The organism is Paenibacillus sp. GM2FR (assembly GCF_002803325.1).
In the GTDB taxonomy this organism is placed as follows: Bacteria; Bacillota; Bacilli; order Paenibacillales; family Paenibacillaceae; genus Paenibacillus_AQ; species Paenibacillus_AQ lautus.
The window spans coordinates 39,108-64,005 of sequence record NZ_MKZM01000015.1 but is presented as its reverse complement, the minus strand read 5'-3'; the positions used below and the strand labels follow the sequence as shown (position 1 = coordinate 64,005).

The window sequence follows — 24,898 nt, the reverse complement described above, 5'->3', positions numbered from 1 at the left end:
AGCCCCCCTCAAGATGAGATTTCCCAACTAGTAAGACCCCTTGAAGACGACGAGGTAGATAGGTTGGAGGTGGAAGTGCAGCAATGCATGGAGCTGACCAATACTAATCGGTCGAGGGCTTATCCAAAAAATATTTCAATGTGCTGCAAATTCGTTTCGTATCTAGTTTTCAGGTGATCAAGCATCTGAGCCGTTTGGTGGCGATGGCGGAAGGGTTCCACGCGTACCCATACCGAACACGACCGTTAAGCCTTCCAGCGCCGATGGTACTTGGACCGAAGGGTCCCGGGAGAGTAGGACGTCGCCAAGCGAAAAACCACTGTCGATGTAATCGATGGTGGTTTTTATTTGTTTTTATTGAAGTTTAGATGAAATGTAGAGTTAGAGATTGTCCGACTAATGATATTTGCTGCAGCGTGTTGTCAGCAGCATCTCTGTTATATAACATAATCATAAAATTGACGTAAACAGATGAAGATTTTGTTACCGATACCATGCCAAAAATCAGTATAATAGAATTAGGCATAAACGGGTAAGTGATTACCGATTTGCGCAGGCTGTAGGAAATAAGGCCTGATTGGAAGGTTCTCCATTAACCAACCAACTATGAATACTCATCTGGAGACCGGTTATTGTGGGGGAAGGAGGACAATTACATGTTGTGTAAAAGTGGTTTGCATGTGGCAGGGATGATCTGTGCGGTTACGATATTGTTGATCGGATCCGGATGTGGGGCATCCACAGAACCAAGCTGGAAAACCTTTGACGGCGCGGCGAATGTGAAGTCATTCCCGGTTCCGAAGGAAGCGAATAAAACGGAGCAAACCACAGGTAATAGTGACTTGGATTATGTACGGTATGCGCTTCCTGGCTTGAAGGAAGACGACAGCATTCCTGAAGCTTACCTGGAAGAGATTGAGTCATGGGGATGGAAGCAGAAGGAAGTTGAAGATAACGGTGCTTCGTTAGTATTTGAAAAAGGCAAAAGTATCGTCCACCTATCGGTGCATGACGATTTCCTTATAATCACGGTTCCGACTCAGCTTAAAAAACAAGTCATACAAGGATTGGAAAGCAATAAAGCAAATGAATAAAGACCTCTTTCCGACTTCGGAATGAGGTCTTTATTTAATTATGAAACGAAAAAGGATTTATAATGCTATGTAGTGATGGACGCAGAATTCTAATATTATTGCAGGTAGTAGGAGATGTCCTGTTCATTCATTTTCAACATGCCATCTTTACGCTGGCCGCTCAAACGCAGCATGGTATAGCCGCGTGGGAGAAGGAACCACAGATGCCAGAACAGAAGTGTGATCGCAAAAGGCAGCGGTGACCAGAAGGCCATGATAGCGCTTAAGACAATCCCTACCCAACAGGTATAGAACTGCACCAAATTAAATACGCGACGGCTGACGTGTTGATCCGGTATATAACCAAGCCAAGGCAACCTCAGACGGAAGCGCCAACGTTTCCGGTAGCTTGTTCCCAATAGGATGAGCACGGTATGCCCAACGACATACTGGATCCATAACATAAGCGGAAAGGCGATTAGCAGATAAAGCAGGAAATACGGTGATACCCAAAATGTCCCTGCAGCCGCAGCAAGCCAAGGCAGACTTAAGTAGAGGATGAGCAAGCTTTTGGAAATTTGGATTTTCTTAATTAATCGATAGTGATAAAAGGTGGCTTGACCATGTGGATCTGCCATTGGGCTATGCCGTCCCCCTTTAAGTAGAAGTGAATTTCGATAGACGAGAAGTTTAAGTCTTTTATGTTTTTATCGGACAAAATCATATTTTTATTAAGCTGAAAAAAAAGGTACAGACACAAGGCCACCAAGGGGTACATATAAATAAAGCGTAGACCGATATCCTATGAAAAGGTTTAAAATAATAGAAACTGTGTCATACTAATAGGAAAAGGATCAAGGTGGGATGGTTATGGAAGAATTGACCGAACACGTGTGTATCATATGCAATCAAACGAAGACAGAGGGGATTACCATTGTATCGCAATTCGTATGCGAGGAATGTGAGTCCGAAATCGTTCATACCAGCGCGGAAGATGCCAAATATCATTTTTTCATCCGTCAATTAAAACAGATTGCCATGCCAAAAAATGCATAGATGCCGGTACAAGCGTCAAATGGGCCTGAATGAGAGGCCTTTTTTTGTTTAGAGGGGATTTTCCGTTCATGGAGACGTAGGCGTAGGTTTCAAATTGCGTTAAAATAGGTTAGAGAATGTAATCCGAAGGGATATGTCGATGACTACACATAGAGAGCGTGCCCCACTTGCAGAGGCTTTAATGGGGTATCGGGAACGTGGGGCTTCATCGTTTCACGTACCTGGTCATAAAAATGGCAGGGCATATGCGGGAGAAGGTAATGCTACGGAGATGCTGCGAGAGGCCATGCGCATTGATGTGACGGAAATTACAGGGACCGATGATTTATTTCATCCTGAAGGCGTTATTCAGGAAGCACAGGAGCTGGCGGCAGATTGTTTTGGCGCAGAGGAAAGCTTCTTCCTGGTGGGCGGGAGTACGGCCGGCAATCTGGCGCTGATCCTGACAGTATGCCGCGAACCGGGGGATATCCTGCTCGTTCAGCGGAACGTACATAAGTCCGTCTTGAACGGATTGATGCTGGTCGGTGCACAGGCGGTATTTCTTCAGCCGGAGATGGACAAGCAGAGCGGTTTAGCCGTTGCTCCATCCGCAGCTACACTGGCAGCGGCTCTTGAGGCCTACCCTGAGGCCCGGGGCGCGATCATTACGATGCCGAACTACTACGGGATGGGGAGCGACTTAAGACCGCTCACGGATGCTTGCCATGAGCGAGGCATTCCACTGCTCGTGGATGAAGCGCATGGAGCTCATTACGGACAGCATCCCCAGCTGCCGATGAATGCTTTGTCATGCGGCGCGGACGGCGTGGTCCAATCCACGCACAAGATGTTAGCCGCGATGACGATGGGAGCCATGCTGCATGTACAGGGCGGGCTGCTCGACCGGAGCCTGCTGCGCCAGCGGCTGGCCATGGTGCAGAGCTCCAGCCCCTCGTACCCGCTCATGGCTTCGCTGGATCTGGCGCGGCGCCTGCTGCACACGCAGGGCGCTGGCGCCTTCACGGCTGGCCTGGCCGCCGTGGAGGCCTTCCGGCGCGGCCTCGCGAAGCTGCGGCGCTTCGGGCTGCTGCAGCCGCTGCAGCCCGGGGAACGCGCCGCGGGCACAGCCGCTGCGGCGTATACCCACCAGGACCCGTTCAAGGCGGTCATTTATGACCGCACCGGGTCCCTGAGCGGGTATGCACTCCAGCGCGCACTAGAGGCGCGCGGCTGTGTGCCGGAGATGAGCGACGAGTTGCACGTCGTCTTATTGTTTACGCTGGGATCGACTCGGGAAGATGCGAATCACGTCTTATGGGCTCTTGTGCATATTGTAGAGCAGGGGGAGAAGACAGAAGGGATCGGAACCGAACCAGGCACTACGGCAGAGAGCACGGAATTCCTGATCCGGACATTGCGGGATCAGGGGGATTTCACGAGTTATGAGCCGCTAATGGCCCACGGGAATATGGATTCCAATGATTCGGATGTCGGTGCTAACTTGTTAACTGAAGCAAAACGGATTTTCGATGTTTCCACGTGGAACAATTTGTCCTCGGAGATACCTTATTCGGCCCCAATTCCTTTCTCACTTAGGCCGATTGAGAGGGAGAGGTTGGAATCGGTGCCCTTAGAGAAGAGTGCTGGTAGAAAGGCAGCAGAGATGGTTATTCCCTATCCACCAGGTATACCGATCTTATACTCCGGTGAAGACATCTCAGCGGGAATGGAACAGAGGCTTATGGGATTAAGGAATGCGGGGGCAAAATGTCAGGGGATATCCGATCCGACGCTGCAAACCATTGTCGTTTATAAGGAAACGTGAAGGAAGGGACTCCACTATACGTTGGTATATCTACCGGAGCGTATAACTTTGAGCTCCATGATCAACAAATGATGAAAGCAGGATACGCTATGAATAATCGCAGACCACTATTTATTACCATCGAAGGAGGAGACGGATCCGGTAAAACGACCATGATGGGCAGACTCGCCGCCTTTATGCAGAATCATTCGATCCCGTATCTGATCACACGCGAACCCGGCGGTATTGAGATTGCGGAGAAGATCCGCTCCATTATTCTCGATCCGGAGCATACCGCGATGGATGCACGGACAGAAGCATTGTTGTATGCGGCAGCCCGCCGCCAGCATCTTGTGGAGAAGGTGGAGCCGGCTTTGAGTCAGGGCTTGACTGTTCTGTGTGACCGATTCGTGGACAGCAGTCTGGTTTACCAGGGATATGCACGCGGACTGGGCATGGAGGAGGTATGGAACATCAATCAATTTGCGATCGATACCCGCATGCCGGATCTAACGCTGTTGTTTGATGTGGAGCCGAAGATTGGCATGTCACGGATCACGGCGAATGCAGACCGGGAAATGAATCGGCTGGATATGGAGACCATGGCATTTCATGAGAAAGTTAGGGAAGGCTATCTATTGGTAGCAGAGCGTAATCCGGATCGAATTCGCATCGTGGATGCTTCCAAGACGCCGGCTCAGGTGGAAAGAGAAATGATTCGTCACTTGGAAGACGCGATATTAAAGGATTTTTGAGGTTGTTTGTCAAATAAGTAGTGTTAAGGACATACGATGTCCAAATAAACAAGGAGGGTTTACCATGAAATTGATTGTTGCGATTGTCCAGGATAAAGATAGCAACCGTCTCTCCGCCGCATTGGTCAAAGCTAATTTTCGGGCAACAAAGCTTGCAAGTACAGGCGGCTTCCTGAAGGCGGGGAACACCACCTTTATGATCGGGGTAGACGATTCACAGGTTGAAAGTGTGCTCAGCGTCATTCGCACAAGCTGTAAGGTTCGTGAACAGCTGGTCACTCCGGTAACCCCTATGAGTGGTACAACCGATTCCTACTTGCCGCTTCCTGTCGAAGTTCAGGTTGGTGGCGCAACGGTGTTTGTTCTCCCTGTAGAACGATTCGAGCATTTCTAAATTCATTTTCTGGATCTGCGATAGATACGTAACGGATGTTTTTATTGGGATATTTGACGGCTGTGTTCTCCTATAACCAAAGTCTTCTGAACCACTTCTGTATCATAATAAAAATAGTTACCGTAGATCGCCGCACTCGGGAGATGATCTTAATAGATGGATGAATTGGATGGATTCCGGATAATCGTCCCATTTATTGATAATTGTCAGTGAATCGCTTGACAAGTAGTCCATTTCAAGGTACGTTCACGTGAGGCACAGGTTTGTTCGATATGAACGTACCGGATGCCTCCGTTTTATTAGATGCAAAGAATAACGCAATAGGCGGTGGATTCAGGTGAAGATCAATCCGGGCTTTCGGCCCATGAAAAGTGAACTCACGGTGCCGGATGGCAACGCCAGACCGATTCAGAAGCGATCGTTCTCGGATATGATGCAGCAGCAGGGAGATCGTGCAACCCATGAAGAGCTGAGTCGTCAAATGCGTGAAATTGCAATGCAAGGGGATCGTTTGGCAAAGGCGATGACCGTTCGCGAGCTAAAAGCGTATAAATTGATGGTTCGCCGATTCCTGGAGGAGACGGTACGCCGCGGTGTGAAAATGAAGGAAACGCGCGGCTGGGACCGCCGGGGACGTGGCAAGCGTTATAATGTAATCGATGAAGTCGATTCTGCGCTGCTCGCGATGGCGGATGAACTGCTGGATACGGAGCAGGGGAGAATCGATCTGCTGAACCGAGTTGGTGAAATTCGCGGCATGCTGATCAATCTTGTATTCTAGCCGCAAGAAGCAAGGGATCGTATCGTGATTCATGATTGCTCCGTAATGGAGGGTCATGAGGGATTGATAGAAAGTGAGGACTTATGTCTTTTAATGATATCGTAGGTCAAGAGACTGCGAAGCAACTGCTGCAAAATGCCTTGCGCCGTAATGCGGTCAGTCATGCCTATCTGTTTAGCGGCCCGAGTGGTGCCGGACAGATGCAGACGGCGCTTACGTTTGCCAAGGCTTTGTTTTGTACGGAACTTGAGGACGATGCCTGCGGTCAGTGTTTGGAATGCCGCAAGGTAGATCATGGCAACCATCCCGACCTTACGTTGGTTGAGCCTGATGGAGCCAGCATTAAGATCGATCAGATTCGTGATCTTCAGCGTATATTCTCCTATCGATCGGAGAACCGCAATCCTAAGGTATATATCATTGACCGGGCGGAGAAGATGACCACCCAGGCAGCCAACAGCCTGCTAAAATTTCTGGAGGAACCGCAAGCACCGGCTGTAGCTATTCTGATTGCCGAGAACGGACAAGCCCTTCTGCCCACCATTCAATCGAGATCCCAGCAGGTTCCATTTCGGGCTTTAGATCCGCAAATGATGGAGAAGGTTCTTGTAGGGGAGGGTTATCCTGCCGCACTTGTACGCTGCGCAGTTCATCTTTCGTCAGGACTTGATGAGTGCAGGAAAATATTGAGTGAGAATTGGTTTGCAGAAATTAGAAACGTAGTGTTACAATTAGGGAAGGAGTCTTTGAACCGCAGTGGCTCTGCGATCATCACAGCGAGTCAAAAAGTGTTCAAAACCGAGCTCTCAGATCATCTGGACCTATTGTTCAGTATGTTTCATTTATGGTTTAAGGACATGATCCATGTCCAGTATGGAAGGAAAGAGTCTCTCGTTTTCATAGATCAGGCAGAGTATATCTCTGGTCATGCATCAACCCGCAGCACAGCACAGTGGGTGTCATACATGGATTTGGCCGCAGAGTGTCAGAAGAAGTTACGCTATAATGTCAATGGACAGCTCAGTTTAGAGCAGTTATTGATGGGTTTGGGCGGTAACACTCCGGCGTGAGCACACCCCCAGGCCCGCAGAATGGCCATTATGTACAGGCACAAGGGGGTTTATTTTTGTACAGTGTAGTAGGTGTCCGCTTTAAGAAAGCGGGCAAAATATATTACTTTGATCCGCTCGACCTGCCCGTGGAGAAGGAACAATCCGTCATTGTGGAAACCGCGAGAGGCATTGAGTATGGTCAAGTTGTGATAGGAAAGAAGGAGGTCGGTGAATCAGACGTTGTCCTTCCGCTTAAGAAGGTCATTCGGATCGCTGGTGATTCTGATGCCCGTGTGGTTGAAGAGAATAAACAAGCGGCAAAGGATGCATTCACCACCTGTTTAAATAAAATTCGGGATCACGAACTGAAAATGAAGCTGGTTGATGTGGAATTTACCTTTGACCGCAACAAAATCATTTTCTACTTCACGGCGGAAGGCCGTGTGGATTTCCGTGAGCTGGTCAAGGATCTGGCCAGTATATTCCGTACAAGAATCGAACTTCGCCAGATTGGAGTTCGCGATGAAGCGAAAATGCTCGGCGGTCTTGGACCTTGCGGACGCGTACTGTGCTGTTCCTCATGGCTTGGTGATTTTGAGCCGGTATCGATCAAGATGGCAAAGGATCAAAGCCTATCGCTCAATCCGACCAAAATTTCCGGGCTATGCGGAAGATTGATGTGCTGCCTGAAGTTTGAGCATGATAATTATGAAAGCGTGAAAGAAGAGCTTCCATCCGCTGGGAAAATGGTCGTCACTTCGCTTGGAGAAGGCAAAGTAGTCGGACTGAATGCGGATAAGCGGACGGTTCATGTTCAGCTGTTTGAAATTGGAAAGGTGAAAGAACTTCCAATGGATGACGTTGTCATCAAATAGTCCAATAGAATGTTTATTTTCGGGGTGTAGACTTGGAGAAGAAAAACATTTTTGTGCTCATTCAAGAGTTGGAAACACAGATGGGACATATACACAGTGAACTGGGTGGACTTAAGCTGGTCATCAAGGAACTGCTGGAAGAGAACCATCGCCTCAGTCTTGAAAATGAACAGCTCCGGAAAATTTTAAAGCGGGAAGTCAATCCGGCAGAATTGGAAAACCCAGTGGCTTTACAACCTCAGCCTCATGTGAAGGATGAGGAACATGAAGATGTGGTCGGCGAGGGGTATGACAACCTGGCTCGACTGTATCATGAAGGCTTCCACATCTGCAATGTCTATTATGGACATCTGCGGACGGAAGGGGATTGCCTGTTCTGCTTGTCATTTTTGAATAAATAAGAAGCCGTAGGAGAAACTGCCTACGGTTTTTTTCTAGAATGGAAAGGTTATACTGTAAGGATCGCGATTGAAAAATACCATACGGCTGCTTGTCATGCAATGTGAAGAGCAGCCTTTTATGTATTTCATTTTATCAGGTACTATGTAGAGAGCCGATACACCAGAAGAGCGTGTTTGGAATTATGGAGATAAAGGGTTGAAACTATGAACTTGAAAGAAGTGTTATTGCAACCATCCGAGCGGATTGATGATCTGCTTACCCATGAGCTTGGCATCATCCAGAGTGAGGAGGTATTCAGCTTTTCCATGGACGCCGTCCTGCTCGCCAGGTTTGCCAGCATTCCGCGCAGGGGCCGTATTTTGGATATGTGCACGGGAAACGGAGTTGTTCCGATCCTGCTGTCAACACGTACAGGAGCGCCGATCGAGGGGATTGAGATTCAGCCCAGACTTGCAGACATGGCCAGACGGAGCGTCGAGATGAATGATCTGCAGGATCAGATCACGATTCATGAAGGAGATCTGCGGGAACTGTACAAGGAAAAAGGGTATGGAGCGTACGACCTGATTACGGTCAACCCGCCTTATATGCCGATGAATGGCAGCGATTTGAAGCTGAATGAGCACCAGGCGATTGCCAGGCATGAAATTCACTGTACGCTTGAGGAAGTAATTGAATCCTGTGCAAGACTGCTTCGCCAAGGCGGGAAGATGAGCATGGTCCACAAGCCCCTGCGGCTGGCGGAAATCATTACGCTGATGAGCAAATACCGGATTGAGCCCAAAGTCATCCGCTTTGTCCATCCGCGCGTGAATATGGAAGCGAACATGGTGCTTATCGAGGGGATTCGGGACGGGAAGCCTGAGGTTCGGCTGAAGCCCCCGCTAATCGTGTATGATGAGCAAGGAAACTACGGACCGGATTTTATGGAAATTTACTACGGAACACATAAGGATGAGACGAAAGAATGAGAAATCTTGTGCAGCAAAGTTATGCCGATCAGGGAGAGGGAAGCCCGGGTTCCCTGTATTTGGTGGCAACGCCGATCGGTAATTTGGAGGATATGACCTATCGCGCCGTGCGCATCCTACAGGAATGCGATATTATCGCGGCAGAGGATACACGGCAGTCACGAAAGCTGCTGACCCATTTCGAAATTCCGGCTAAACCGCTGTTTAGTTATCACGAGCATAATAAGGCGGCCAGCGGACCCGAAATCATACGTTATATAATAGAAGGAAAAAATGTGGCACTCGTCAGCGACGCCGGTCTGCCGGCGATTTCGGACCCTGGCAGTGATCTGGTTTCACTTGCGATTGAAGCAGGAATTTCGGTTATTCCGATCCCGGGGGCCAATGCCGCCCTTTCCGCCTTAATCGTGTCGGGTTTGCCGACCGAACGGTTTACGTTTATCGGCTTTTTGCCGCGGGAGCGTAAAGATATTATCCAGCAGCTGCAAGCATTGCAATCGGCGCAGGGAACGTTATTATTTTATGAATCTCCGCATCGCGTGAAAAAGACCCTGGAGATCCTTCAGGAGGTACTGGGAAATCGGAAGGTGACCTTGGCTCGTGAACTGACCAAGCGCTATGAGGAATTCTTGCGTGGAAGCATCTCCGAATGTCTGGACTGGCTCGCGGAGCATCCGCCATTGGGAGAATATTGTTTGGTGGTTGAAGCCGGCAGTGCAGAAGAGGAGCTCAGAGAGAAAAATGCCTGGTGGCAGGAGCTTTCGCTGGAGGAGCATGTGGAACATTATGAGCGGGAAGGACTAAGCCGCAAGGATGCCATGAAAAAAACCGCGGGTGATCGCGGTGTATCGAAGCGGGATATATATAACGCGCTCCTGACGGAGTCGTAATAAAATAACTTGGCGCAGGGGGATAACAAAATAGCCCCACAAAGTGGGGCCTATGCTTCGATGCGTATTCCAATTACTTTGCGGGGACCCCAAAACATATAAATGCGATTAAAGAATTGCTTACGCTTCGCTGTAAACTTATACACTTTAATCTCAAAAAAAAGACCCTCCTGCGGCCGGGTTCATAGCCGAGGAAGGCACCAAGGAGATATGAAAAAGGTTAGAATTAACAAAATGTAATAATGCTATTATATACTAAAAATCTTAATTTGTCACAGGTGTAGGGATTTCCGAGATACATTCATGGCAAACAATTTTACCTTTGAAGTAAGTGACATTCTCAGCGTTACCACAGAAGATGCAGGCAGGCTCATATTTCTTAAGCATGATGCGTTCGCCGTCTACATAAATCTCCAATGCATCTTTCTCACCAATTCCAAGCGTACGGCGTAACTCGATCGGAATGACGACCCGTCCAAGCTCATCGACTTTCCTTACAATTCCTGTTGATTTCATCATAACTTATAAATGCCCCTCTCGCCATAATTTAAAAAAGTCATAATTCGACATAGTTCTAGTTTTTATGTTATTTATAGTACCAACGATTCCCAAAACAGTCAACCTATATTTTTGAAAAATCGGAACCTATTTACGAAAGTATAGTGAACAGAACCCTTGTATAGCAACGTAATTACCATAATCGATCCAATTTTTACTGTGATTTTCGATTTGTCGATTTGGAAAGCGTAATTTTACCTTATTCGACATGGTTCGACATTAGATGTCAAAAGAAGTGTTTATCGGTTAATACCCAAATCGAAACGATAAGGAGTTGAGATGGAATGCATTCACCAATTTCGGAAGAAAAAGTGTTTAAGGATCCCGTCCACAATTATATTCATGTGCAAGACGATATCATATGGCGATTAATTGATACCCCGGAATTCCAGCGGCTCCGCCGGGTGAGGCAGCTTGGGACCTCATTTCTGACCTTTCACGGGGCTGAACACAGCCGATTCTCCCATTCACTGGGAGTCTATGAAATTACGAGAAGAATCATCTCTCAATTTGAACGAAGGGGATACTCCGATTGGCCAGTCGAGGAAAGGCAGGTTGCGCTCTGCGCGGCCCTGCTGCATGATGTGGGGCATGGACCTTTTTCCCATTCTATAGAAGAAGCCTTTCATATGAATCACGAGGATTGGACATGTCGAATTCTGCTTGGGGATACTTGCGTCAATCAGGTACTGCGGGAGCTCGGAGCGGATTTCCCCGAGAAAGTGGCTTCGGTTATTAACAAAACCTACGATAAACCGATCGTGATAAACCTGGTCACTAGTCCGCTGGACGCAGACCGGATGGATTATTTGCTAAGGGATGCGTATTATACGGGGGTTAATTATGGAACGATTGATATTGACCGGATCTTGCGGATGCTGCGGCCATACCGGGATCGGGTCGTTGTAAAGGAATCAGGCATGCACGCCGTGGAGGATTACCTGATGTCACGGTATCAGATGTACTGGCAGGTATATTTTCATCCCGTCACGCGAAGCTCCGAGATCATCCTGCGCCAAATCTTCCGCCGGGCAAAGGAACTGCATGACAGCGGGTATGCTTTCCGGTTCATGGTAGAGCCGCTTCCTGCGTTGTTTGCAGGCCATATTGACGTGAATCAATACCTGCGTCTTGATGAAGCTCTGATTCAAACCTCCTTTCTGCAATGGACGGAGGAAGAAGACAAGCTTCTTAGCGAATTATGCGGCCGTTTCATGCACCGAAAGCTCTACAAATATGTAGAAATCGACAATATCGATCTGGAAACGATCGACGGGATACGCCAAGCGTTCCGTACCGTGGGATTACATCCGGAATATGACCTGGAGATTGATTTTCCAACCGATCTTCCTTATGATAAAGTTCATTCCGATATGCCGCTTAACGAAAAACAGATTCTGCTTCTGGATCGGCATGATGAGCTGAAGGAAATCTCGGAGGTATCCGATATTGTACGCTCGATCAGCGGCATTCATAAAGGACGGTACCATCTTTATTATCCGGAGGAGAAGGTGGGTCCGCTGTTGGCTCAAATGCCGGAGAAGATAGCCGGTGTTTTCAAACAACAACATTAACCTAGTGGGAATAAACAACGCTTGGTGCATTTGTAATTTACCCAACTAATGGAAGATATACGACACAGAAACGACAGGAAGGAGAGTGTGAATATAATGCTGTTCGACACGCACACTCATATGGACGCTCCCCAATTCGACGAAGACCGGGAAGCGGCTATCCAGCGGGCGCTTGAAGCCGGCGTCACCAGGATGATCAATATCGGATTTAACCGGGAGACGATCCCGACCACGATGAAGCTGGCAGAGACTTATGATTTTATTTACGCGGCGGTGGGCTGGCATCCTGTAGATGCGATTACCATGGAGGATCAGGATCTCGATTGGATCGCTGCTTTATGCAGTCATGAGAAAGTGGTGGCAATCGGTGAGATCGGTTTGGATTATTATTGGGATACATCCCCGAAAGAAGTCCAGCACCGTGTGCTTCGACGTCAGATCGGACTTGCCCGGGAGTTGAACATGCCCATTGTCATTCATAATCGGGATGCGCATGAAGATATCGTTAACATTTTGCGGGAGGAAAAAGCCTCCGAAGTCGGCGGTGTCATGCATTCCTTCTCCGGAAGCTGGGAAACGGCCAAAATGTGCTTGGATATGGGATTCCATATCTCATTTGGCGGGCCGATTACGTTCAAGAATGCGAAGCAGCCCAAAGAGGTTTTGGCACAGGTTCCGCTTGATCGATTATTGATCGAAACGGACGCGCCTTACCTGACCCCCCATCCCTTCCGCGGAAAACGAAATGAGACCGCATATGTAAAATTGGTGGCGGAGGCCGCAGCCGAAATTCGAGGGTTGTCCTATGAGGAATTGGCCCAAATTACCACCAAAAATGCGCTGGAACGATTTGGCATTTAACGAAAACGAGAGCAAAAGCGATGAAAAAGAGAGCAATCGCGATTAATTAAAGTTTTTTAATCAGAAAAGGCGTTGATATTACAATATTTTAACCTTTTACATGAGAAAATGTGGTTGAATGTTGCTTTACAACCTGCATGTAAACAGGATATCATCTTTTCAGTGATAAGAAGCTGTGATGTGCAGATCGCAGCCGAATATTTCATGAACCGTCTCGCTTAATCTCCGAAATTCTGGAGAACGGGGGAACCGATACTGCAGTGCATACTGGTCTGAATGCACGAAGCTGTATTTGATTTCTTTTTCGGGTCTTTGGGGTGAATTTGAAGGATCTCGCCATGAGCGGGTATCCGGATATAGGGCGTCTCTCTTACGTCCGAACCCGACAGCTAACTCCGTAAGCGAAATAAGAGGGGAAATCTCGTGCATACCATTTCCATGATTTCATTCATCAGGAAGCCACGTTAGAGCCTCTAGTACTCTTTCAATGGCTTTCTTTTATTTTTGAATAATGGAGAAGGGATCATCATACTCTTGGTAAACAGGAGGTGATGGCAGATGGACGGAAGACGGGAATTGACGCAGGGTGTAGATAGATAGCAGGATGCCCTGTGAGAAAAATTGCTATAGTCACGTCAAATGCATTCATGCGTTTACCTAGACGGCGGGACTATGAAGGAGGATGGAATAGTGGGCATTTTTCAACCTGAAGAAACCCATGAATCACAATCATCCAGCATGTCTTACGCATTGAGATGGAAGCATGACAATTTGCGTCAACTGATGTTGCTCGGCGCCATGGGTGCCGTTACGGTATCACTTCTCATATCGTTGGTTGTACATGATCAGGCAGGCAAGGAGGTTCAGCTTGTCGTCGACGGCCGGGTCACTACGGTGGAAACACGTGGATCGTTGCTGCAGGAATTGCTGGATGAGCAAGCGATCACGTTGAGTCCCCAGGATCAGATTTCGATGCCTCTGAACGGCGCGATCCAGGACGGAGACCGAATTATCATTGAACGGGCAATTCCAGTCAAAGTTACGGTAGGCAGCACAACCAAAACCATATTTACATCCCAGGATACGGTTGATCATGTACTCAAAGAGGCTGGCGTTACGATCCAGGGTGAAGATATAGTACAACCGTCGCAAGACACGAAGCTGACCAGCAATATGAATATCCATGTCGTTCGCGTCACGAAACAAAAAGTCAAGGAGACGGAAGACCGCGAATTCCGCGTGATCAAGACAGCCGACCCATCGCTTGAAAAGGGCGATAACCGCGTCATTCAGCGGGGCGAGCCTGGTCTCATGGTGAACCATTACGAGAAGGTCTACCACAATGGCAAGCTGGTTTCCAAGACGAAGGTCTCCCAAGAGATTGAGCGCAGAACGAAGGATAAAATCATTGCCATAGGCACGAAAAAAGTGGAGAAACCTGTTATCGTTCAGGCGGCAGCCACCGATGTAAAAGCTACACCGGCTAAATTGTCGGGCACGAAAAAAGTAACGACCGCCAAGGCTGTGGAGAACAATGTAGTCTCCCGCGCAGGCGTTGATTTTAAATACAAGAAGGTATTGAACAACGTGTCGATGACGGCGTATTCCGCCGAGCAGCAAGGAATCGGTACGCGCACTGCATCCGGCACACGCGTTACTGAAGGGCGCACCATCGCCGTTGACCCTAACATCATCCCAATCGGATGGTGGGTCTATATCGAAGGCATTGGCTTCCGGCGTGCTGAAGATACGGGCGGTGCCATCAAAGGCAACAAAATCGATGTTTATTACGATTCGTTGAAATCGGCCATGAATTTCGGCCGGAAGAGCGGCCGCACCGTTTACGTGATCGGTCCGGTTAAACCTGAATTGAACTAGACGCATGAATTCCAATTTACATTGCCATTCTAATGCTATACTATTTAGCTTATAATATATGATGATCAAGAAGAGGGAATATTTCCTCTTCTTTTGTTTTGTTAAGAACGGAGTATTTAAGGCTAAGTTGGTTGAACCTTAAAGTTGTACAGGCCTGCTTTGCTTGGGAAGGAAGAGAACGAACGCATGATTAAAGAAGTGATTGTTGTGGAAGGCAGAGACGATACCGTTGCCATTAAACGGGCCGTAGACGCCGATACGATCGAAACGGGCGGTTCAGCGATCAACAAGCAAATCCTGAAACGCATAGCGCTTGCCCAGGAGCGCAGAGGCGTTATTATATTGACGGATCCTGATCATGCAGGGGAGCGGATCCGCAAAATCGTGGATCAGGGGGTGCCTGGCTGCAAGCATGCCTTTATTCCGGAAGCAGATGCTACCCGCAAAGGGGATATCGGCGTGGAGAATGCCTCGCCAGAGGCGATACGGCGTGCGCTCGAGCGGGTTCATACCTCCTTTGAGGGTGGAGAGAGCCTGATCAGCTTGGAGGACATGCTGGAGGCTGGATTATCAGCTCACCCGGAGGCGGCGGCAAGACGTATGGCGATGGGGAATCTGCTGGGGATCGGATATTGCAACAGCAAGCAATTCCATAAACGATTGGCCATGTTTCAAATATCGCGTGAAGAATTTCTGGCCGCACTTGCACAACTGGAAGAAGGGGGCGTAAGCCAATGAATCGGATCGAGGATATATCAACACCAAGACGGACGAAGGAGATCATCTCACGGCATGGATTCTCCTTCAAGAAGAGTCTGGGTCAAAACTTTCTCATTGATCAGAATATTCTGTATAAAATTGTGGAAGCTGCAGGACTGGATGAAGATAAGGGAGCTCTTGAGATCGGTCCTGGTATCGGTGCATTAACCGAGAAGCTGGCACAGACGGCAGGAACCGTCACCGCGGTCGAAATTGATCAGCGCCTGATTCCCATCCTGAGGGAGGTCCTGGAGCCCTATGAGAATGTGAAGGTGCATCATGGGGATGTACTGAAGGTGGATCTTCATGAGCTGTTCCGTCAGGATTTCGCGGACGTATCGAAGGTAAGTGTGGTTGCCAATCTGCCGTATTATGTAACGACGCCGATTCTCATGAAGCTGCTGGAGGAAAAGCTGCCGCTGGAGAATATCGTGGTGATGATTCAGAAAGAAGTGGCAGAGCGGATGGCAGCGGCACCGGGAAGCAAGGATTACGGCAGCCTTAGTATTGCCGTTCAATATTACAGTGAACCTAAGCTGGTCTGTATTGTGCCGCACACGGTGTTTATCCCGCAGCCGAATGTCGCTTCGGCGGTTATCCGCCTGGCGGTCCGGGAACAGCCTCCTGTCAGCGTAGAAGACGAAGGGTTCTTCTTCGAGGTGGTCCAGGCTTCTTTCGCACAGCGGAGGAAGACGATTGCCAACAATCTGAAGAGCCGGTTTTTTCCAGGAGAAGGTCGTGAACGGCTGGAACAATTGCTCCAGGAAGCGGGCATCGAGCCCTCACGGCGCGGTGAGACCCTGAGTATTGAAGAGTATGCCCGGCTTAGCAACATATTGTACAATGCGGATATACGTTAATACAGCCATTAGAGAGCCCATAAGACCCGTGAAGGTCTCAACGCGATAAATTGATGTTTCGTAAGAACCAATAGTCACAGTGGCCCATACCATAGGGTAGGGGTGATGTTGTGATGAACTTGGGAGACTTGGTCGTTCGTAAATCCTACGGCGGCGATGTAACGTTCCGGGTAGAAGGCATGCGGCAAAATAATAATATTGTCATCAAAGGGACGGAATTCCGGTTACTGGCCGATGCTCCCGCTGATGATCTGGTCACGGTCCCGCATCCCACCTTAAGCGAACGAACAAAGCAGGCACAGATCAAAGCCAATGAGTCGCTGGACCGCCTGCAGAAGCACAGACAGGAGCAGGGCGAGCGTCAACTGGCGAGCCTGCGCAATATTGAAGGCGGACAGCTTGCGGATAAAGGATATTTTGACGTGCCGGGCAAGGTACTGCATTTGGATGGAGATCCCCAATACCTGAAAAAGAGTTTGACCTTGTACAATCAACTTCGGGTCCCAGCGGAAGGCCATTATATCAATGAGTCGGGGATGGCCGATTCATTATATCGTCTTCTTCCGCGGGTAAGACCTGATATCGTTGTAATTACAGGTCATGATGGAGTTCTGAAGAGACGACAGCCATACGATTTATATAGCCTGGACAGCTATAAGAATTCACACAACTTTGTTACGGCCATTCAGGTAGCGCGTCAATATGAGCGCAATCTGGATTCCCTGGTCATTGTAGCCGGGGCGTGCCAATCGCATTTTGAAGCGCTGCTGCAGGCTGGAGCCAATTTTGCCAGCTCACCAGGGCGAATCCTCATCCATGCGCTGGATCCCGTCTACGTTGCCGCCAAGGCAGCCTATACGTCGGTCAGGGATACCGTGAACATCCATGATGTCGTTCATCATACGATCAGCGGCAGCCAGGGCGTGGGCGGAATCGAGACGAGAGGCAGCTACCGGATCGGTCTGCCCAAGCTTCAGGATTTGTCCACGTTGAAGGTTACGCCTTCGGTTAGTTAAGTCCGTACTGTGTTCTGAAGGTGGCGTATCGGCCATTGGAGAAAGACCCGAGAAGAACCCCACAAGCTGGGGTTTTTTATTTTTTGTTTCAATTCTTTAAGAAAGTTGTCAAAAAAAATACATAAAGCTTGTCAATTTAGCGCATATTAAAGCAAATGCACACGAGAAATACAGGGTCAAAAAAAATACGTTGACAATATATTTTTGATGCTGATATAATTAATGTTTTTGAATTGACAAATGACTGAATCTTTTGTATAATGGACAAGGAAAGAGGTGGTCGTCGACAATGGCTAAAAACGCGCTGTTGGAAATCAAACGCAGTCTCGATGCCCATTTAGGGCAAAAAATTACGCTTCGGGCTAACGGTGGCCGTCGGAAGACCGTCGAGCGTACTGGTGTTTTGGAAGAAACGTACCCTTCTGTTTTCATTGTGAAGCTGGATCAAGACCAGCAAACTTTTAAACGTGTGTCCTACAGTTATGCCGATATTCTGACCGAAACCGTGGAAATCATGGTAACCGGTGATGACAACGAGATGCGAATCACCTATATCAAGTCATAACGATATGTCATGAGAGAGCAGTCTCCACTTACAGGGAGGCTGTTTTTTGTTGCCATCAATCCGGGGGGAATGACAAGAGGGGGTTGAACACATACTAAGGCTGCGCGAAGGCTTCTTCATCCGTTCCATATGCGGCTATGGAGGTTAAGCTTGCAGGGTTCAAAGCTACTGCATCGCGCCGGATGCTGTTCATGCCATACTCAATACATTTTCCAAGGAGGCGGGATTGATGAGCAGGAGAAGACGAAGCATCATGTCCGATCAATTGAAGACCGAATTGGCTAAGGAATTGGGATTCTACGATACCGTGGAAAAAGAAGGCTGGGGAGGCATTAAGGCCAAGGATGCCGGCAACATGGTAAAACGGGCGATTGAGCTCGCCGAGCGGGCAGCCCGCAAATCCGATCTGTAACAGAAAGACCATAACGCGGCAGGGGCTTCCGGTTAAGCGGAAGCCCCTGTTTGTTTACCCCCAATCAAACGGTCCCATGACTTCAAAGCCTGAGTTTGTTAATATAGAGGCATTAGATGTTTTTCCTCGAATATGTTAAGTTCAAGCATATGGGAAAAGCTAAGGATAGGTGAACGTTCTTGAAAATATACGAAAAAGCACCGGCCAAAATCAATTTGATGCTGGATGTACTTCATAAACGTCCTGACGGCTTCCATGAAGTAGAGATGGTCATGACGATGATCGACCTCGCCGATCGGCTCGAAATGTCCGAACAGAAGCGGGACACCATCATCATCACCTCACAGGCAGGGTACATACCGCTGGACGAGAAGAATTTGGCCTTTCAGGCAGCAAGACTAATCAAAGAGCGCTACGACGTGAAAAAGGGTGTGCATATTCACCTGGACAAAAAAATCCCCGTTGCCGCGGGACTCGCAGGAGGCAGCAGTGATGCAGCGGCAACACTGCGAGGCTTGAACCGCCTCTGGGGACTGGGCATTCCCCAGCAGGAGCTGCTCGCACTCGGCGCAGAGCTTGGCTCGGATGTGCCGTTCTGCGTAACGGGCGGCACCGCACTGGCTACGGGGCGCGGCGAGATACTCACGCCGATCCCGAACCCGCCGCAGTGCTGGGTGATCGTGGCGAAGCCGCCGATCAATGTGTCGACGGCGGAAGTGTACGGCCGTTTGCGCAGCGAGCAAATTCAGCGCCATCCATCGGCAGAGCGAATGGTAGAGGCACTCACGCAAGGAAGCTTCCAGCAGATGTGCCAATCGCTGGGAAACGTGCTGGAGGAGGTTACGTTGAAGATGCACCCGGAAGTTCAGCAGCTGAAGGAAGGAATGCTGAAATTGGGAGCTGACGGTGCGCTCATGTCCGGAAGCGGCCCTACCGTCTTCGGCCTGGTCTCCAAGGAATCCAAAGTAGCCCGGATTTATAACGGCCTGCGGGGATTCTGCAAGGAAGTATATGCCGTTCGCCTGCTGACTTAGAAACGGTTATGTTTGACAATTCGGGGTCGAATTTCAAACAAAGTTGTATAAATACGTACAAAGGTGTTATATTTAACATATAATATTCGGATTTAGCGAGGAACCCTAGGTGAAAAAATTAAAACGAAGCGAACGATTGGTCGATATGACCCAATATTTACTATCTAAACCGCATACGCTGATTCCGCTGACAACGTTCGCCGAGCGATATGGAGCAGCCAAGTCATCCATCAGTGAGGATTTGGCGATCATTAAGGACGTGTTCGAGAGCGAGGGACTCGGAGAGCTTCAGACGCTGGCCGGCGCAGCGGGAGGAGTCAGATACATTCCGAAGCTGCGCAAAGATCATGCCTTGCGGTTTGCGGAGGAGCTGTGCCAGCAGCTTCAGCAATCGGATCGGATTCTGCCGGGCGGTTATTTATACATGTCTGATCTGCTCGGACAACCTTCGCTGATGAACGAGGCGGGCAAGATCATTGCCACGGCGTTCTCTGACCGGGATATCGATGTGGTCATGACCGTGGAAACCAAAGGGATTCCACTGGCCTATGCGACAGCGGCGCAATTGAACCTGCCGGTCGTACTAGTTCGCCGGGACCATCAAGTGACGGAAGGATCGGCCGTAAGCATCAATTATGTATCGGGCTCACACAAGAGCATTCATACCATGTCATTATCCCGCCGGGCGCTCAAGGAGCGCTCCCGCGTGCTGATTGTGGATGATTTCATGAAGGCAGGCGGTACCATTCAAGGAATGGTCGATCTGCTGGGTGAATTTAATGCCGAAGTCGCAGGTGTCGGTGTGCTGGTGGAGTCGGGAGCGGTGGAAACCGAGGAAAGACTTCTGGAGGACTATATTTCACTGGCCATCTTAAGCGATGTCGACTCCAAAACGAAGAGAATTACCGTCAACCCTGGTAATTATTTCGAATAATAGAGTCGCGATATTTGTCGATATAATAGCGTTTTCATTCGAATTAGCCCGAAGTCTGTCGAAAATATCACATTCTAAAAAAAATTCCTGTTTTTAGGACATTTTGTATTAGAAAAAAGAAGGATTTCTGGTTTGCTGTGTGGAATTATACACCAAGTCTCTGATGGAAAAAGGTGGTGAACACATATGCAAATTACGGATGTCAGACTCCGCCGTGTTAACTCTGAGGGGAGAATGAAGGCAATCGCATCCATTACCATCGATAATGAATTTGTCGTTCACGACATTCGCGTCATCGACGGAAACAATGGAATGTTTGTTGCAATGCCGAGCAAACGCACTCCTGATGGAGAATTCCGCGACATTGCCCATCCCATTTCTTCCGGTACTCGCGAGAAAATTCAATCGGCTGTCTTGGCCGAGTATGAGCGAGCGGCTACTGAAGAAGAAGTGATTGAAGAAGGCGCTTAAGATTTACAATTGGGGTTCAAGGAAAAGAGAGCCATACCTGTGGCTCTCTTTTCTTTTTTTGTAGAATGATATATATTCAGTAGTGAGTTCAAGAGGAGGAGGCATGGCCCTTGAAAAGATTTGCTATTGTGCTCGCCGCTGGGCAGGGCAAACGTATGAAATCCAAACTATATAAAGTGCTGCATCCTGTTTGTGGCAAGCCGATGGTCGGACATGTATTACAAACCGTACAGCAGGTAAACTGTGAACGGAGTGTTGTGGTCGTAGGTCACGGCGCGGAAGCGGTTCGCACCTATCTGCAAGACGCAGCCGAGTATGTACTGCAGGAGCAGCAGCTCGGAACGGGTCACGCTGTGAAGCAAGCCAAGGAATTACTTGGCGGCGAAGAGGGATCCACGATTGTCATTTGCGGGGATACTCCGCTGGTGACGTCCGAGACACTGGAGAATCTTTTGAAGCTTCATGAAAGCAACAATGCTGCCGCTACGGTGCTTACCGCGCATATGGATAACCCGAAAGGCTACGGCCGGGTCATTCGAGGCGAGGATGGCAGCGCACTTCGGATTGTTGAGCAGAAAGATTGCAGTCCGGAAGAGGACGCAGTCACTGAAATTAATACCGGTACCTATTGTTTTGACAATAAAAAGCTATTCGCTGCACTGGACAATGTAACCAACCAGAATGCGCAGCAGGAATATTACCTGACCGATTGCATCGGTATTCTGAAACAAGCCGGCGAGACCGTGCTTGCTTATCAGACGGATGATTACGCGGAATCGATTGGCGTCAATGACCGCCTGGCGCTGTCCGAAGCTGAAGGCTTCATGAGAGAGCGTATCAACCGCACGCACATGTTGAACGGTGTTACGATCATTGACCCGGCTTCAACCTATATCGGAGCCGATGTTAAGATTGGTTCAGATACGGTGCTCTATCCCGGTACCGTCCTGAAAGGGACCACGGTGATCGGTGAAGATTGCGTGATCGGACCGGATACCGATATCGAGGACTCCGTTATCGCGGATGGTGCTAGCGTCAAACATTCGGTGCTCAGCAGCGCTGAAGTCGGCTCTCGGACCTCGGTAGGACCGTTTGCTTATCTTCGTCCAGGCGCCAAGCTGGGGGATGATGTAAAGGTGGGCGACTTCGTCGAAGTGAAGAACGCCACGATTGATAACGGCTCTAAAGTATCCCATCTCAGTTATGTTGGTGATGCCAAAGTCGGCAAAAACGTTAATATCGGCTGTGGTGCGATTACAGTCAACTATGATGGTTATAATAAGTCCATTACCGAAATTGAAGATGATGCATTTATCGGCAGTAATGTGAATTTGATTGCACCGGTGAAAGTGGGCAAGGGCGCATTTATTGTTGCAGGCTCTACCATTACGCATTCCGTTTCGGACAATGATCTGGCCATCGCCAGACAGCGTCAGGAGAACAAGCCAGGGTATGCAGAGAAGATCCGGGCACGCGCCATCGCCAAGAAGAACAAGAAATCGTAATATCCCTGCTTCCTTTAACCAAGATATGAAGCGGTGATCGGATACCTAATTCAACGAACCAGCACGGAGGGTTTTTATTCTATGACTTATCTTGATTCTAAATTAAAAATATTCACGTGTAATTCCAATCCTAAACTTGCCCATCAAATTGCCGATTATATCGGCATTCCGATGGGGGAATCGCATACAACCAGCTTTAGCGACGGCGAGATTCAAGTAAAGCTCTCCGAGAGCGTGCGGGGCTGCCACGTTTATATTGTGCAGTCTACTTGTTTGCCGGTGAATGATAACCTGATGGAACTGCTGGTTATGGTGGATGCGCTCAAGCGGGCATCTGCGAAGAGCATCAACGTGGTTATTCCGTATTACGGATATGCTCGTCAAGACCGCAAAGCGCGTTCGCGGGATCCGATCACCGCTAAGCTGGTTGCGAACCTGATCGAAAAAGCAGGAGCTCATCGCGTCATTACGATGGACCTGCATGCGATGCAGATTCAGGGATTTTTCGATATTCCGGTGGATCATCTGCTCGGCGTGCCGATTCTTGCCCAATATTTCCGTTCAAAGCAGATCGAGAACCCGGTCGTTGTATCTCCGGATCACGGCGGTGTGGTTCGCGCGAGAAAGCTTGCTGATTTCCTGAATGCGCCGCTGGCGATTATTGATAAACGCCGCCCGGAGCCGAATGTCAGTGAAGTCATGAACATTATCGGGAATATCGAAGGCAAGACCGCCATTCTAATCGATGACATTATCGATACCGCCGGTACGATTGTGCTGGGTGCCAATGCGTTGATGGAAGGCGGCGTAAAGGAAGTCTACGCGTGCTGTACACATCCGGTTCTCTCGGGCCCTGCCCATGAGCGACTGGAAAACTCCCCGCTGAAGGAAGTTGTTGTAACAGACACCATTCCGATCACCAATCCGAACCCTAGCAGCAAGCTGACAGTGTTGTCGGTTGCTCCGTTAATGGGTGAAGCCATCATCCGGGTTCATGAGGAATTGTCGATTAGTAAATTGTTTGAAATAGAATAATAAACCGTGTAAAGGCAGGGTTACATCTCCTCATGAGGAGATGTAACCCTTGTCGGCTATGGCGACTTTGCTGCTTAGGGGTTTAGCAAGAGCAGGTGAACAGCCACAAAGAAAACGTTTTCATAATTTCAGCCTGTTAATGCGGCACAGGCATGTGTCAATATCCGGGCCTGGAGATGAAAGTGAAGGTATTCCGGTTGTACAGCGTCCCCTCAAGCTCGACAAAATAGGCGTCGACTGCAGTGATCAGACCCACGTCTATGTGACAACCCAGTTCATAGACTTGAACAGGGATGCCATGCTTCATATGGTATTGAAAATGGCTGTGGTGCGTTAACTTCTGTTCGAAAGCTTTCAATGCCGATTCACCTTCTTATGAGGGCATAACGCCGATAGGTTTTGTTCATATTGTACTCAGAAATGCGCAAAGAAGAAAGTATAAATCGTGAAAGGAATCAACCTGTGATGAAATGGATTGTCGGACTGGGCAACCCCGGTTCAAATTATGAGAAGACACGCCATAATGTTGGGTTCATGGCGCTGGATGCTCTGGCAGAGCGACACGGCATGAAGTTCAATCAGAATAAATGCAAATCGGTCATCGCCGAGGGAGTGATTGGCGGCACCAAAACCGTCCTGATCAAACCGATGACGTTCATGAATCTTTCGGGCGAGGCCGTACGTGCTTATATGGATTATTATAAAGTGAGTCTTGAGGACATGATTGTGGTCTATGATGATTTGGATACCGTCGTCGGTAAGATCCGCCTGCGATATCAGGGCAGTGCCGGAGGACATAATGGCATTAAATCCATTATTCAGCATACCGGGACTCAGAGCTTCAACCGCGTCCGTATGGGCATATCGAGGCCAGAGCCGGGTTATGCCATTGTGGATTATGTGCTCGGCACTTTTCCGAAGAAGGAACGCGAACAGCTGCAGAGCATGGTGGAGGAGACCTGTGACGCGCTGGAATTCAGTCTGGACCACACCTTTGAACAGACGATGGCGAAGTTTAACAAATCCTAGAAAAGCATCATAGGATGGAAGTATTCGAGAGATGATTCCAAAGGCATAAGAACCGGAAGATCGAAGTCTTAAACGAGGGAAATCCGGGCATACTGAAGGTATATACGACCTTCAGGAGGCATATGATGGCGATAACCTATGTTTGTAGACACTGTCGGGCGTTTCAGGGCCGCATCGACTCCAATCACGTATCCGAAGCCCGTCTTGGATTTGATTCCTTGACCCCTGAGGAACGCAAGGATATAATAGCCTATGATTTTGACGGAGAAGTGATGGTCCGGGTAACCTGCGATCATTGCAGAGAAGCTCTTGAAGCCCATCCGGAACTTAGCCTTTTGGCAAATCCCCTGCAATGAGAGTATAATGGGGTAC

29 protein-coding genes, 2 rRNA genes and 1 riboswitch are annotated in these 24,898 nt (G+C 48.8%); of the genes, 28 read left to right on the top strand and 3 right to left on the bottom strand.

Annotated features, from left to right (window positions below):
* The 3 genes from PAEVO_RS33390 to PAEVO_RS33380 form a co-directional block, all read left to right on the top strand.
* A 23S ribosomal RNA gene (locus tag PAEVO_RS33390) occupies positions 1 to 127 on the top strand; the annotation flags it as partial.
* Between the two features lie 66 nt (positions 128 to 193).
* Positions 194 to 310, top strand: a 5S ribosomal RNA gene (gene rrf / locus PAEVO_RS33385).
* Positions 311 to 656: 346 nt separating this feature from the next.
* On the top strand, positions 657 to 1,094 hold the full coding sequence (locus PAEVO_RS33380; RefSeq protein WP_100541667.1) for a hypothetical protein: 438 nt from the start codon (positions 657 to 659) through the stop codon (positions 1,092 to 1,094).
* Positions 1,095 to 1,189: 95 nt separating this feature from the next.
* Here the strand turns inward: PAEVO_RS33380 and PAEVO_RS33375 are convergent, their stop codons facing one another.
* Positions 1,190 to 1,711, bottom strand: a complete 522-nt coding sequence (locus PAEVO_RS33375) for a hypothetical protein (RefSeq protein ID WP_100541666.1) — start codon at positions 1,709 to 1,711, stop codon at positions 1,190 to 1,192.
* A gap of 232 nt (positions 1,712 to 1,943) precedes the next feature.
* Between PAEVO_RS33375 and PAEVO_RS33370 the strand changes: the two genes are divergently transcribed.
* The 10 genes from PAEVO_RS33370 (at position 1,944) to rsmI (ending at position 10,035) form a co-directional block, all read left to right on the top strand.
* The gene (locus PAEVO_RS33370) at positions 1,944 to 2,129 is read left to right on the top strand and encodes a sigma factor G inhibitor Gin (RefSeq protein WP_071221101.1); all 186 of its coding nucleotides are present in this window, start codon (positions 1,944 to 1,946) and stop codon (positions 2,127 to 2,129) included.
* A gap of 139 nt (positions 2,130 to 2,268) precedes the next feature.
* Positions 2,269 to 3,936, top strand: coding sequence for an aminotransferase class I/II-fold pyridoxal phosphate-dependent enzyme (locus PAEVO_RS33365; RefSeq protein ID WP_100541665.1), 1,668 nt, complete (start codon positions 2,269 to 2,271; stop codon positions 3,934 to 3,936).
* 89 nt (positions 3,937 to 4,025) lie between these two features.
* On the top strand, positions 4,026 to 4,670 hold the full coding sequence (gene tmk / locus PAEVO_RS33360) for a dTMP kinase (protein ID WP_100541664.1): 645 nt from the start codon (positions 4,026 to 4,028) through the stop codon (positions 4,668 to 4,670).
* Between the two features lie 64 nt (positions 4,671 to 4,734).
* Positions 4,735 to 5,064: a cyclic-di-AMP receptor gene (locus PAEVO_RS33355; RefSeq protein ID WP_006207400.1), complete on the top strand. Its 330-nt coding sequence runs from the start codon at positions 4,735 to 4,737 to the stop codon at positions 5,062 to 5,064.
* 337 nt (positions 5,065 to 5,401) lie between these two features.
* Complete coding sequence (locus tag PAEVO_RS33350) at positions 5,402 to 5,845, top strand: YaaR family protein (RefSeq protein ID WP_100541663.1); 444 nt, start codon at positions 5,402 to 5,404, stop codon at positions 5,843 to 5,845.
* Between the two features lie 83 nt (positions 5,846 to 5,928).
* Positions 5,929 to 6,915 (top strand): DNA polymerase III subunit delta', encoded by a 987-nt coding sequence (gene holB, locus PAEVO_RS33345; protein ID WP_100541662.1) that lies wholly within the window; start codon positions 5,929 to 5,931, stop codon positions 6,913 to 6,915.
* A gap of 56 nt (positions 6,916 to 6,971) precedes the next feature.
* Positions 6,972 to 7,772, top strand: coding sequence for a PSP1 domain-containing protein (locus tag PAEVO_RS33340; protein ID WP_071221096.1), 801 nt, complete (start codon positions 6,972 to 6,974; stop codon positions 7,770 to 7,772).
* 32 nt (positions 7,773 to 7,804) lie between these two features.
* Positions 7,805 to 8,173 (top strand): DNA replication initiation control protein YabA, encoded by a 369-nt coding sequence (gene yabA / locus PAEVO_RS33335; protein ID WP_009591928.1) that lies wholly within the window; start codon positions 7,805 to 7,807, stop codon positions 8,171 to 8,173.
* Between the two features lie 204 nt (positions 8,174 to 8,377).
* A complete protein-coding gene (locus PAEVO_RS33330; protein ID WP_100541661.1) occupies positions 8,378 to 9,145 on the top strand; it encodes a tRNA1(Val) (adenine(37)-N6)-methyltransferase in 768 nt (255 codons plus the stop codon).
* Positions 9,142 to 10,035, top strand: a complete 894-nt coding sequence (rsmI, locus tag PAEVO_RS33325; RefSeq protein ID WP_100541660.1) for a 16S rRNA (cytidine(1402)-2'-O)-methyltransferase — start codon at positions 9,142 to 9,144, stop codon at positions 10,033 to 10,035. The genes PAEVO_RS33330 and rsmI overlap by 4 nt, the downstream gene beginning before the upstream one ends.
* 264 nt (positions 10,036 to 10,299) lie before the next feature.
* Here the strand turns inward: rsmI and PAEVO_RS33320 are convergent, their stop codons facing one another.
* Entirely contained in the window at positions 10,300 to 10,554 is a 255-nt protein-coding gene (locus PAEVO_RS33320; protein ID WP_006207408.1) for an AbrB/MazE/SpoVT family DNA-binding domain-containing protein, read from the bottom strand.
* A gap of 323 nt (positions 10,555 to 10,877) precedes the next feature.
* On the opposite strand from PAEVO_RS33320, the gene PAEVO_RS33315 reads away from it, so the two are divergent.
* From PAEVO_RS33315 to PAEVO_RS33255, 13 genes are all read left to right on the top strand, one after another.
* Complete coding sequence (locus PAEVO_RS33315) at positions 10,878 to 12,167, top strand: HD domain-containing protein (protein ID WP_100541659.1); 1,290 nt, start codon at positions 10,878 to 10,880, stop codon at positions 12,165 to 12,167.
* Between the two features lie 93 nt (positions 12,168 to 12,260).
* Positions 12,261 to 13,028 carry a TatD family hydrolase gene (locus PAEVO_RS33310; protein ID WP_207797563.1) on the top strand — a complete coding sequence of 256 codons (768 nt, stop codon included), beginning with the start codon at positions 12,261 to 12,263 and terminating at the stop codon, positions 13,026 to 13,028.
* 205 nt (positions 13,029 to 13,233) lie between these two features.
* Positions 13,234 to 13,448, top strand: a riboswitch (cyclic di-AMP (ydaO/yuaA leader).
* 270 nt (positions 13,449 to 13,718) lie between these two features.
* Positions 13,719 to 14,906 carry a 3D domain-containing protein gene (locus PAEVO_RS33305; protein ID WP_100541657.1) on the top strand — a complete coding sequence of 396 codons (1,188 nt, stop codon included), beginning with the start codon at positions 13,719 to 13,721 and terminating at the stop codon, positions 14,904 to 14,906.
* A gap of 186 nt (positions 14,907 to 15,092) precedes the next feature.
* Complete coding sequence (gene rnmV, locus PAEVO_RS33300; RefSeq protein ID WP_100541656.1) at positions 15,093 to 15,644, top strand: ribonuclease M5; 552 nt, start codon at positions 15,093 to 15,095, stop codon at positions 15,642 to 15,644.
* Positions 15,641 to 16,525: a 16S rRNA (adenine(1518)-N(6)/adenine(1519)-N(6))-dimethyltransferase RsmA gene (rsmA, locus tag PAEVO_RS33295; RefSeq protein WP_100541655.1), complete on the top strand. Its 885-nt coding sequence runs from the start codon at positions 15,641 to 15,643 to the stop codon at positions 16,523 to 16,525. The genes rnmV and rsmA overlap by 4 nt, the downstream gene beginning before the upstream one ends.
* Positions 16,526 to 16,638: 113 nt before the next feature.
* On the top strand, positions 16,639 to 17,541 hold the full coding sequence (gene yabG, locus PAEVO_RS33290; protein ID WP_100541654.1) for a sporulation peptidase YabG: 903 nt from the start codon (positions 16,639 to 16,641) through the stop codon (positions 17,539 to 17,541).
* Positions 17,542 to 17,830: 289 nt separating this feature from the next.
* Entirely contained in the window at positions 17,831 to 18,106 is a 276-nt protein-coding gene (gene veg / locus PAEVO_RS33285; RefSeq protein WP_006207415.1) for a biofilm formation stimulator Veg, read from the top strand.
* 229 nt (positions 18,107 to 18,335) lie between these two features.
* Positions 18,336 to 18,518, top strand: coding sequence for a small, acid-soluble spore protein, alpha/beta type (locus tag PAEVO_RS33280; protein ID WP_009591920.1), 183 nt, complete (start codon positions 18,336 to 18,338; stop codon positions 18,516 to 18,518).
* Between the two features lie 179 nt (positions 18,519 to 18,697).
* Positions 18,698 to 19,552 carry a 4-(cytidine 5'-diphospho)-2-C-methyl-D-erythritol kinase gene (gene ispE, locus PAEVO_RS33275; RefSeq protein WP_100541653.1) on the top strand — a complete coding sequence of 285 codons (855 nt, stop codon included), beginning with the start codon at positions 18,698 to 18,700 and terminating at the stop codon, positions 19,550 to 19,552.
* Positions 19,553 to 19,661: 109 nt separating this feature from the next.
* Entirely contained in the window at positions 19,662 to 20,486 is an 825-nt protein-coding gene (gene purR, locus PAEVO_RS33270; RefSeq protein WP_100541652.1) for a pur operon repressor, read from the top strand.
* Positions 20,487 to 20,672: 186 nt separating this feature from the next.
* A complete protein-coding gene (spoVG, locus tag PAEVO_RS33265; protein ID WP_006207419.1) occupies positions 20,673 to 20,957 on the top strand; it encodes a septation regulator SpoVG in 285 nt (94 codons plus the stop codon).
* Between the two features lie 110 nt (positions 20,958 to 21,067).
* Positions 21,068 to 22,462 carry a bifunctional UDP-N-acetylglucosamine diphosphorylase/glucosamine-1-phosphate N-acetyltransferase GlmU gene (gene glmU, locus PAEVO_RS33260; RefSeq protein WP_100541651.1) on the top strand — a complete coding sequence of 465 codons (1,395 nt, stop codon included), beginning with the start codon at positions 21,068 to 21,070 and terminating at the stop codon, positions 22,460 to 22,462.
* An 81-nt stretch (positions 22,463 to 22,543) separates the two neighbouring features.
* Positions 22,544 to 23,497 (top strand): ribose-phosphate diphosphokinase, encoded by a 954-nt coding sequence (locus tag PAEVO_RS33255; RefSeq protein ID WP_006207421.1) that lies wholly within the window; start codon positions 22,544 to 22,546, stop codon positions 23,495 to 23,497.
* A gap of 157 nt (positions 23,498 to 23,654) precedes the next feature.
* Here PAEVO_RS33255 and PAEVO_RS33250 read toward each other — a convergent pair whose 3' ends face one another.
* A complete protein-coding gene (locus PAEVO_RS33250; protein WP_071221084.1) occupies positions 23,655 to 23,855 on the bottom strand; it encodes a hypothetical protein in 201 nt (66 codons plus the stop codon).
* Positions 23,856 to 23,962: 107 nt separating this feature from the next.
* Between PAEVO_RS33250 and pth the strand changes: the two genes are divergently transcribed.
* Positions 23,963 to 24,526 (top strand): aminoacyl-tRNA hydrolase, encoded by a 564-nt coding sequence (pth, locus tag PAEVO_RS33245; protein WP_100541650.1) that lies wholly within the window; start codon positions 23,963 to 23,965, stop codon positions 24,524 to 24,526.
* A 125-nt stretch (positions 24,527 to 24,651) separates the two neighbouring features.
* Entirely contained in the window at positions 24,652 to 24,882 is a 231-nt protein-coding gene (locus tag PAEVO_RS33240; protein WP_100541649.1) for an anti-sigma-F factor Fin family protein, read from the top strand.
* Positions 24,883 to 24,898: the final 16 nt, after the last annotated feature.